The organism is Infirmifilum sp., from assembly GCF_049970975.1.
Lineage (GTDB): Archaea > Thermoproteota > Thermoprotei > Thermofilales > Thermofilaceae > Thermofilum > Thermofilum uzonense.
This window is the reverse complement of sequence record NZ_JBMFLX010000047.1, coordinates 1-9,398: the sequence shown is the minus strand read 5'-3', so window position 1 is coordinate 9,398 and position 9,398 is coordinate 1. Positions and strand designations below refer to the sequence as shown.

General features: G+C 49.2%; 8 protein-coding genes and 1 pseudogene. All 9 read left to right on the top strand.

The features are described 5' to 3' along the window. Positions 1-226 (top strand): annotated as a pseudogene (locus ACP5KC_RS07060) (hypothetical protein); the annotation flags it as partial. Continuing rightward, positions 211-2,277, top strand: a complete 2,067-nt coding sequence (locus tag ACP5KC_RS07055; RefSeq protein ID WP_428287072.1) for a hypothetical protein — start codon at positions 211-213, stop codon at positions 2,275-2,277. The pseudogene ACP5KC_RS07060 and the gene ACP5KC_RS07055, both read left to right, overlap by 16 nt. Positions 2,278-2,366: 89 nt before the next feature. After that, positions 2,367-3,401: a TrmB family transcriptional regulator gene (locus ACP5KC_RS07050; protein WP_428287071.1), complete on the top strand. Its 1,035-nt coding sequence runs from the start codon at positions 2,367-2,369 to the stop codon at positions 3,399-3,401. A gap of 144 nt (positions 3,402-3,545) precedes the next feature. Continuing rightward, positions 3,546-5,360 carry an ABC transporter substrate-binding protein gene (locus ACP5KC_RS07045; protein WP_428287070.1) on the top strand — a complete coding sequence of 605 codons (1,815 nt, stop codon included), beginning with the start codon at positions 3,546-3,548 and terminating at the stop codon, positions 5,358-5,360. 43 nt (positions 5,361-5,403) lie between these two features. Then, positions 5,404-6,408 carry an ABC transporter permease gene (locus tag ACP5KC_RS07040; RefSeq protein ID WP_273434523.1) on the top strand — a complete coding sequence of 335 codons (1,005 nt, stop codon included), beginning with the start codon at positions 5,404-5,406 and terminating at the stop codon, positions 6,406-6,408. Then, a complete protein-coding gene (locus tag ACP5KC_RS07035) occupies positions 6,401-7,273 on the top strand; it encodes an ABC transporter permease (protein ID WP_273434524.1) in 873 nt (290 codons plus the stop codon). The genes ACP5KC_RS07040 and ACP5KC_RS07035 overlap by 8 nt, the downstream gene beginning before the upstream one ends. Then, on the top strand, positions 7,266-8,234 hold the full coding sequence (locus ACP5KC_RS07030) for an ABC transporter ATP-binding protein (protein WP_428287069.1): 969 nt from the start codon (positions 7,266-7,268) through the stop codon (positions 8,232-8,234). Before ACP5KC_RS07035 ends, ACP5KC_RS07030 begins: the two co-directional genes overlap by 8 nt. Then, the gene (locus tag ACP5KC_RS07025; RefSeq protein WP_273434528.1) at positions 8,206-9,222 is read left to right on the top strand and encodes an ABC transporter ATP-binding protein; all 1,017 of its coding nucleotides are present in this window, start codon (positions 8,206-8,208) and stop codon (positions 9,220-9,222) included. Before ACP5KC_RS07030 ends, ACP5KC_RS07025 begins: the two co-directional genes overlap by 29 nt. Continuing rightward, positions 9,215-9,398 (top strand): hypothetical protein (locus ACP5KC_RS07020; RefSeq protein WP_428287068.1); only part of this gene is annotated, 184 nt, incomplete at its 3' end. The genes ACP5KC_RS07025 and ACP5KC_RS07020, both read left to right, overlap by 8 nt.

Below are 9,398 nucleotides of genomic sequence, written 5' to 3'. Positions count from 1 at the left end.
TACTAAGAGCGAAGTGTTTAGGAATGGCTTAAGGGCCGCTGGAGAGTTCGACTGCGCTGTCGCAATAGATGACGCACCCTCGGGTATCAGAGCTGCTCTTGAGGCTGGAGTTATTCCTGTAGGGTATAAGGATAAAAGGCTCCTAGGGTATGGCGCACGGCTCGTAATTGAGTCCTTCAGGTTTGTCGACCCGGAGGTGATGTTGGGCCTATGCGGGTCAAGGTGAGACCATTTTCCCTAGAGGTCGAGGGGTATGAAGCTGACAAGGAGGGCTGGATAGGAACCCTTCTCACGTTGGCTAATGGGAGGATAGGGGTGCGTGGCGATCTCGACTTTGCACCCTCTTCTACCGCAGGGTCGTATTTAGCTGGTTTCTATGAGGACGTTCCTATATGGAGGAGGGAGCTAGTTGTCCTGCCCAGGCTAAACGGGAACTACTTGGTGGGCGCGGGCTCTCAGATACAACACCTGGTTAGAAGGCTGGATATGCGGGAAGGTTTACTACGCGTAGAGGGCGTGCTCCAAGGGGGTGTAAGTTACTCGAGTGAGAGTTTGGCGCACCTGCTTTACAGGAACCTCTATGCTCAGAGAATCAACGTTGTGTCGGGCTCGGAGATGAGCCTAGTTATAGGGGTTGACGACCCGTTGAACCCTTTCCTGGGGAGCGAGACGTACTATGAGCATCTCGTCAGGGCTAGGACGGATTTCGGCCGTGATGAAGTGCGTGTAAGCTACAAGCTGCGGGATGGGAGAGAGTTGTGGTTGAGGATAATCGTTAAAATCCAGGAAGGATCAGAACCTCTACCCTTCGTGACTAACAGATCCTCTGGCTTCATCATAAAAGGTAAGGAGATAAATGTGACAAAGCTTGCCTTGCTTGGCGCAGCCGGGGAAAGCATTCCGGATGCAAGGGATTGGGAGGATTTGAGGAGATCCCACGTTGAGGCTTGGAGAAGTCGATGGGACCGCATAGGGCTGGAAGTGAGTGGTGACGAGTACATGGCAGGTGGCGTGACGTTTTACGCCTATCACCTTCTACAGCTCATAGACGATAGCGTGGAGGAACTCATGATTTCCACGAGGGGGCTCCACGGCCATGGATATAGAGGACATATTTTCTGGGACACGGATCTTTACCTTGCATCATTCCTCTCATTACTCTACCCGGAGGCGATGAGAAGGGTGCTCGAGTATAGGTGTCGCACCCTTAAACAGGCTATGGAGTACGCTGCGAGAACGGGTTTCATGGGTGCCCGTTTCCCATGGGAGGGGGTCGACGATGGCTATGAGTCGACGCCTAGGCTTATCCCGACCGATCTAACACAGTGTAAATGTGTTGAGATACTCACGGGTGAACAGGAAATCCATGTCACGTCGGATATAGCTCTAGCTCTTGAGTTTTATTATAGAGTGACGAGAGACGAGGAGTTTATGAGGAAATGTGGGTTGAAGCTACTGGTAGAGACGGCAAGGTTCTGGGCAAGCCGCGTTACATACGACGAAACAAAGGAGTCGTACAGCATAAGGGGGGTGATTGGACCAGATGAGTATCATGTCAACGTTGACGACTCATATTACACCAATTACACTGCAAAGCTCAACCTTGAGCTCGCGGCACACCACGTCGAGAGAGTACTCGGCGATGATCGCTACAAGGAGCTACTACGCGATTTAAATGTGAGCTTGGACGAGGCCGAAAACTGGCGAAGGATCGCCTCGAGGATTTTCCTAGGCAGGCGTAAGGGTAAGGTTATCGAGGAGTTTAGCGGATTCTTCGACTTGTCCGATTTCCCAAGGGTTAACTCTCTGGTAAGGAGGCTTTCCATGGAAGAATTGTCTCAGGCCGCAAAATCTAAAGTGGTCAAGCAGGCTGATGTTGTGCTCGCCCTCGTTTTGCAAAATATCTTTGGTGGGTCGAATAGGGATATGCTGGAGGCAAACTATGACTACTACTTCCGTTTGACGACAAACGAGTCGTCCCTATCCCTACCTGTTTACACTCTCGCTGCACTGCTCCTAAGGAAGCCGGAATGGGAGTACCTTTTCAGGAAAAGCCTCGAGACAGACCTTGAAAACCTTTACGCTAACAGTGATGGGGGCTTTCACGTGGCAGCGGCGGGGGGTATATGGATGGTGGTCCTTCATGGCTTATTAGGGCTGAGGATTAACGGAGACGAGCTTGAACAGGAACCCTTATGCAGCGACGCGCTGAGAGTAAAACTAAGAGTAGCCTGGAGGGGCAAAAGATTAGAGGTCTCGAATTGTAGAGAAAAATAATCATCAATTGTTCATTTTCACTAATGTATATTAATTTAAAACTATATCCGACTTTAGTTTGTAGGTGGTTCTACCCATAGGTGACAGGCATGATGGACCAAGAGATCATGAATAGGCTTAGAAGACTGGGGTTTTCCAGCTACGAGGCAAGGGTTTACGTGACCTTGCTTAAATACGGGTCCCTGTCCTCGATGGATCTTGTAAAGGCAGCCAAGATCCCACAGCCACGCCTGTATGACGTGATGGAAAGCCTGCAAGCGAAAGGTCTTGTAAAGGTAAGCCGTACGAAGCCATTACGTGTCTCCTTGATAAATCCTGAGATAGCGCTCCGTGATTACCTTGAGGGCGAGTATAAGGCATTGACGGGCTTACTCGATGAAACTCTTTCCTTGATCAATACTTTGACTAGGCGGGGAGTCGAGGAGTTGACTGAGGGAGCGATCTGGCTTGTGAAAGGTGAAAGAGGGGTGCTCTCGGAGGTGAAAAACCTGGTGTTGTCTACTGAGGACGAGTTACTAGTGTTCACATATCCAGATCTATTTAGGAGACTCGCCAGTACGCAGGCTGTTAGGTCTAAGCTTGAGGGTTTATCCTTGTGTTTAATTATCACTGATAAGACCTTCGAGGAAATGTACAAACTGGTAGATGAGCTGAGGTATAAGCCTACGTTCGCCCCCTCGCTCTTCATATCAGATTTGAAGAGAGCGGTCATAGTGAAGCCTTCCCCGAACAGGGAGAACATGTTTGCATACGTTGTCGAAGATATAGAGATTCTCTCGATTATAGTTGAGTATTATCTTGGGATGCTAGAGTCGTCAGAGACTCTCTATGAGAACCCGATAACCTGGAAGCAAAAGACTTACAGAACTCTCGCCCGCGTAATAGGCTTGTTCCTTAAAGCTAGGGAGAGAGGGGTACCCCTTGTAGTGGAGATTGAGGGTTTCTGGGTTCGAGATCGTAGGTACGAGGTGGTTAAGGGTGTGCTTGTTGACTATAAGATTGATAAGTTGAGGAACATAACTTCAATTATTGTGGATACAGATAAATATGGACGTATATCTGTGGGCGGAAAAGGAGCGATTTATGAGGACTTTGAAGGTATACGTATTAAAGTAATCGCCTAGTTAACCCTTTTGTGTTTTTTAATCAAGGGTAATATATTCTGATATTTAAAAACTTTTGAAGTGTATTTGCATGACATTACATTATATTAGTGATTGGTAGTAAAGTATAAATATAACTGTTTAGCTACCATTTTTGAGTAGCATATGAATGCAAAAGAGGTTAAGGGCATGAAAAGGACGACTCTTCTAATAGCAGTTGGAGTCATCATAGTAGTGATTGTGGCCGCTGCCCTACTTATGATGCGACCACCCGCGTCCACTCCACAGTCACAGCAAAAAGTTCACGAGCTGAGAATACCAGCCTACTGGATGGGATGGCATGGCAACCCCTTCGGATCATGGGATGGCTTAGCCGAGGTCAGATGGTACATTTATGAGCCTGGAGCCTACGTGATAGTCGACAGTGGCGAGTGGATCCCCGCAGCCTTTGAAAGCTGGAAGGTCGACGGTAAAGTATTGGAGATCAGGCTGAGGAAGGGAGTCCTGTGGCATGACGAGAAGCCATTCACCGCAAAAGACGTTGAGACATTCCTTATTCTCAGGCAGGCTCTATACGGCTGGCTGCTCGAGGTCGAGAAGATAAACATTATAGATGATTACACCATGAGGCTTGAGGCTAACAAACCGTGGACACCGGCGATGGTTAACGAGTTCTTGCAGGAGTACCAGGTGGCCCCCTACCACATTTTCGGCCAGTACTTGGACGAGGCCAGGAAGATAATAGATCTGAGGAGACAGGGCAAGCCGTATGACGACCAGCTCAAGGCCCTCACCGAGAAGATCTCAAAGCCTATGACGCCTATAGGGACAGGACCGTACAAGTTTGTAAAGGAGACGCCCGACGCTATAATCCTTGAGAAGTTCAGCAAGCACTACATGGCTGACGCTTTCACCTTCGACAGGCTCGTGCTAACGCCTAGGTTGACGAGCCAAGAAGTCATCTGGACCGCTATGTCCGCAGGATTGACTGATTTCAGACAGGTGCCTACTCCGCAGGCTATGCTGGATGCTATCAATGCCTCACTGAGGCAGCTTGGAGGAAAGTTGGTCCTAGGAATAAGCTACGACCCAGCCGAATACGCCTTTATGTTCAACTTCAGGAAATGGCCATATAACGATGTTAGATTTAGGAAGGCCCTCGCATATATAATTGATACCAAGAAGATCGCCGAGCTAACATTCGGGAAGTACGTCATACCCGTCGAGTACCAGATAGGCATAATGCCCTCCTACCTTAACCTCGCTTTCACCGAGTCCGAGCTAGCCGGCTTTACAAAATACTCCATAGACCCAGCCAAGGCCGAATCACTCCTCAAAGAGATCGGCTTTAAGCGCGGCGCAGACGGGAAATGGGTTGGCCCTGACGGAAAGACCTTCGTGATAAGGCTTCGAGCGTATGTCCCAGACAAGGAGAAAAGCATGCCCGCCGAGGCTCTCAAGTCCATACTCGAGGACTTCGGGTTCGTGGTGAATTACGACCCAATACCGTTGGGCAAGATCTGGGAGGTATATGACAGCGGGGACTACGACATAATGGCTGACGTACGAACCATAATAATAATGAATTACATAGCGGATCCGATAAACCCGTATATCTCCATCTACGGCGACCTCGGATGGCCGGCACCACCACGGTGGATGGGCTACGGCAGTTGGCCCGTCATCGAGATCGATGGTAAGAAGTACGACACCAAACAGCTTATTACTGAGTACATGCAGACGAATGATCCGGCAAGGAAGAAGGAGATACTCAAGACGCTAGCCTACATAACTAACGAGTGGCTCCCAGGTATAGGCTACTTCCAGAAGAAGATGATGTGGCTTGCGGTAGACGGGATCAGGGCTACAGGGTGGATCAGCGGCTACAACCCGATATACTCGGCCTGGATCGGCGGCGGCGAGCCAAAAATGATAGTGTTGATGATACGCAAAGGCATTATAAAGCCTGTCTCGGGATAAAGGATATTGAAAAAAATAAATTATTTTTTTCTCTGGTGTTTTTATGGCTTCTTTTAAGAGCTATGTTTTGCGTCGCTCAGCTTATGCCATTGCTACCTTGATCTTCGCTTTCCACGTATCCTTCCTACTAGTTGCCAACATGCCAGGCGACCCCATAGAGATCAAGGCCAGGGAGTTCATAATCAAGTATAACATGCCCTATACTCAGGCCTACGAGACCGCCAAGTCAATGTACCTCCTAGTACCGCTGAATGCAAGCCTCTACGAGAAGTACTTCTTTTATCTGAGCCACATCACCAGAGGAGATCTGGGAAGATCAATAGTATACGACAAGCCTGTAGTGGAGCTTATAGCGGAGAGCGCCCCATGGACTCTACTGGTAGCTGTTCCAGGCATACTGATAGGCTTCGTCCTAGGAGGACTAATCGGGGCCTTTAGTGGACTAAGGAGGGAGAAAAAGACAGACGCAGCACTGCTAACACTATTCACGGTTCTTGACTCAACACCAAGCTATCTATTTTCCCTGTTCTTCGTCTTCTTTCTCGGAGTATACTTGAGATTATTCCCTGTCTACGGGACAGCAGACCCCTCGCTGACTCCGGGCTTTTACCCCGAGTACATACTTAGTGTCGCCAGGCATGCTGTGCTGCCAACCCTTAGTTACGCAATTCCTGCGATGGCCGGTTGGTACATGGTTATGCGTTATACCGTTGTCTCAGTCCTAGGAGAGGATTACGTACTATTCGCCCAAGCCCGCGGTATACCCGACAGGATAATAGTGAGGAAGTATGTTGCGAGGGCTGGCTTACTACCAATGGTCGCTGGATTAGCTATCGCGTTTGGCTTGATTCTGGGTGGCGCGTTGATCATAGAGCAGATATACGCCTATAAAGGGATGGGTTATCTGTTCCTTGAAGGCTATAATGGACACGACTATATCCTCCTCCAGGGGCTCTTCCTTACACAGATCTTCCTCCTGACGCTTGCAAACATGGTTACGGATCTACTTTACCCGTTACTCGACCCAAGGGTGAGGTTCTATGAGTAGGTTCGAAGGCACTAAATACTTTTTTAAGGGTTTAGCGAGAAGCTGGACCTCAAGCTTCGCTTTCATAGGGGTTGTACTCTTCGTGGCCGCGGGACTTCTGGGTCAATTTCTCATAGACCCCCTCAGGGATATAAAGGTTGACTCCACGAAGATCTTCAGCCCTCCCTCTTTAGAACACTTGCTGGGGACGGATCATATGGGTAGAGACATCTTTAAACAAGTCATTTTGGGATCGCGCGACGTACTCTTCTCAGGGCTAGTGACAGCCTCAATCGCTATAAGTATCGGAGCCGTTATAGGTCTTCTAGCAGGCTACGCGGGCGGCTACATTGACGGCGTACTGATGACACTTACAGACATAATACTGCTGACTCCTTCATTCCCACTGATCCTAATACTTACGAGCATATTTGGGAAGCTTGACCCGGTAACAGTGACCGCGACAGCTTCGCTCACCATGTGGCCAGGCTTCGCTAGAGGATTGAGAGCCAGGATAATACAGGTTAAAGGTGAGGCTTTCGTGGAGGCTTTATGGGGGCTGGGCTTCAGCAGGCTGAGGATACTATTCAGGGAGGTCTTGCCCCTGGTGGCTCCATACATAGCGATCGAGTACATAAGGCTATTCAGAGGCGCAATCTTCGTTGTTGTCGGCATATCTTTCCTGGGGCTCATGCCATGGTCACCGTACAACTGGGGGACAATGCTGAACGTCGCCTATTTCCAGGCGCGCTCCCTTTTCATACCTTCCGGGTTCTGGCACTGGTTCTCGCCCCTGGCTGCTATAATAATGACCGAGTGGTCTTTCACGCAATTCGCTAGGTACCTTGAGGAAACTTGGATACCGAGGTTGAAAGCCTATGAGTGAACCTATACTTCTCATCGAGAATCTTACGGCCGACTACTTGGTAAGGGAGGGGCTCATAAGAGCTGTGGACAACGTATCCCTCGAGGTTAGGCAGGGAGAGCTTCTAGGCATAATAGGAGAGAGTGGGAGCGGCAAGACCACCCTTTTACAAGCCATAACCCGTGTAGGACCCTTGAACTTTATCGTAAGGTCTGGAAGGGTTCTCTACAGAAACGTAGATCTCTTGAAGCTCCCCGATGTCGAGCTTCGAAGGCTTCTCGGCACTAGGATAGGATTTGTCTTTCAGGCGGCTCAGAACTCCTTGAACCCCTTCTACAGGGTGCGTGACCACTTCTATGAGACGTTGAGCTCTCATTACCCTGACCTTGACAAGGTTGAGATGGAGAATAGAGCCATACAATACCTCGAGCTTATGCATCTTAACCCCAATGTCCTGAACCTTTATCCACACCAGCTTAGCGGGGGGATGAAGCAAAGGGTCGTAATAGCCCTTGTCCTGTCCACTCAGCCTGAACTCGTGTTACTCGATGAGCCGGTTTCAGCTCTCGATCTGATAACGCAGAGATCCATCGTAGCTAATCTAAAGGAAATAAACACTAAGTACGGGACCACCATGGTTTACGTGACGCATGACGTTGAGAGCCTTATAGGCCTCGCACACAGGATCGCCATATACTATGGTGGAAAAATAGTGGAAGTTGGCTCCATCGAGCAGGTACTCAAAGACCCACTGCATCCATACACGAAGGCGCTCATCGATTCACTTATAACAACGGACAAATCCAGCGAGGAAGTCAAATCTATCCCAGGTAACCCGCCCAGTCTTCTCGTTGGGCATAAACCCCAGGGATGCGTATTTCATCCTAGGTGCCCCTATGTTAAGGATATTTGTAAACGGGTTGAGCCCCCAATGTTGAAGCTAGGTGATAGACGTGTCGCATGCCACCTCTACAAGGGATGAAGTTATTGAGAGCCTCAACGAGGTGAGCGTGGTCTTCAAGACACGTAGGAGAAGCGTTGAAGCCCTAGGCAAGACAAGCCTCGAGCTAAGACCCCGCCAGATAATTAACATCGTAGGGGAGAGTGGTAGCGGTAAAACTACTCTGGGACGCGTCGTTGCCTTACTCCAAAAACCAACATCGGGAAAGGTACTCTACAAAGGTGTTGATCCATGGATGGAGCCGCCTAAGCGATTCATGGAGATCAAGAAGAAGATACAGTATGTATACCAGGATCCTTACGCAGCTCTTAACCCCGTCAAAACAGTCTATGAAACGCTTGCATCCGTCGTAAAGATGTACGAAAAGGGACTCAGCAGAAACCAGGTTAAGGAAAGAGTTATAGAGCTCCTGGAGCTTGCAAATATCACTCCTCCTGAATACTTCCTTAACAAGTATCCGCATCATCTCTCAGGGGGTATGAGGCAGAGGCTTTGCATCGTTAGGGCTATAATTCCCAATCCGGAAGTCCTTGTGGCCGATGAGCCGATCTCAATGGTAGACGTCTCGATGAAGGCCTCGATACTTAACCTTCTGAGAAGCCTAAGATCCCAGATGGGAATGAACATACTTTACATCACTCACGAGCTGAGCTCCGTCAAGTACATCTCCGATCCCCAGGATAAGCTTCTCGTGATGTACAAGGGCCATGTAGTTGAGGAGGGCCTCGCATCCGAGATACTTGCAAAGCCTATTCATCCGTACTCCAAGATCCTGCTAAGCATAGCCCCCAGTTTGTCCAGGAGGGGAGATGATGAAAAGCTAAGGAAGATCCTGCTACTAAGCACAAGGAGCAGGATCCAAGGAAAGGGTTGTGTCTTCGCGGATAGGTGCCCATTTGCCATTGAGAAGTGCTTTACCGAGCCACCGCCTATTGTTCAGATTAACCACAGGAGAGTACTATGCCATAGGGCCAGTGAGCTGGTCGGTGAGGATGTCCCCGTTGGTTAGGATTTCCCTTGTTCTAGGCTTCTATACAATCTTTTTCTCTCTATTAGCCTTAGCGTATGGGAACGAGGTGGGCTATACTAGCCTTATCCTGGGCCTAGTTACTGTGGCGGGGTCAATCATCTACGCTGTGAGAGAGAGGCGGACAGTGAAAGAAGGGATCTTGGAAGAAGATGGGG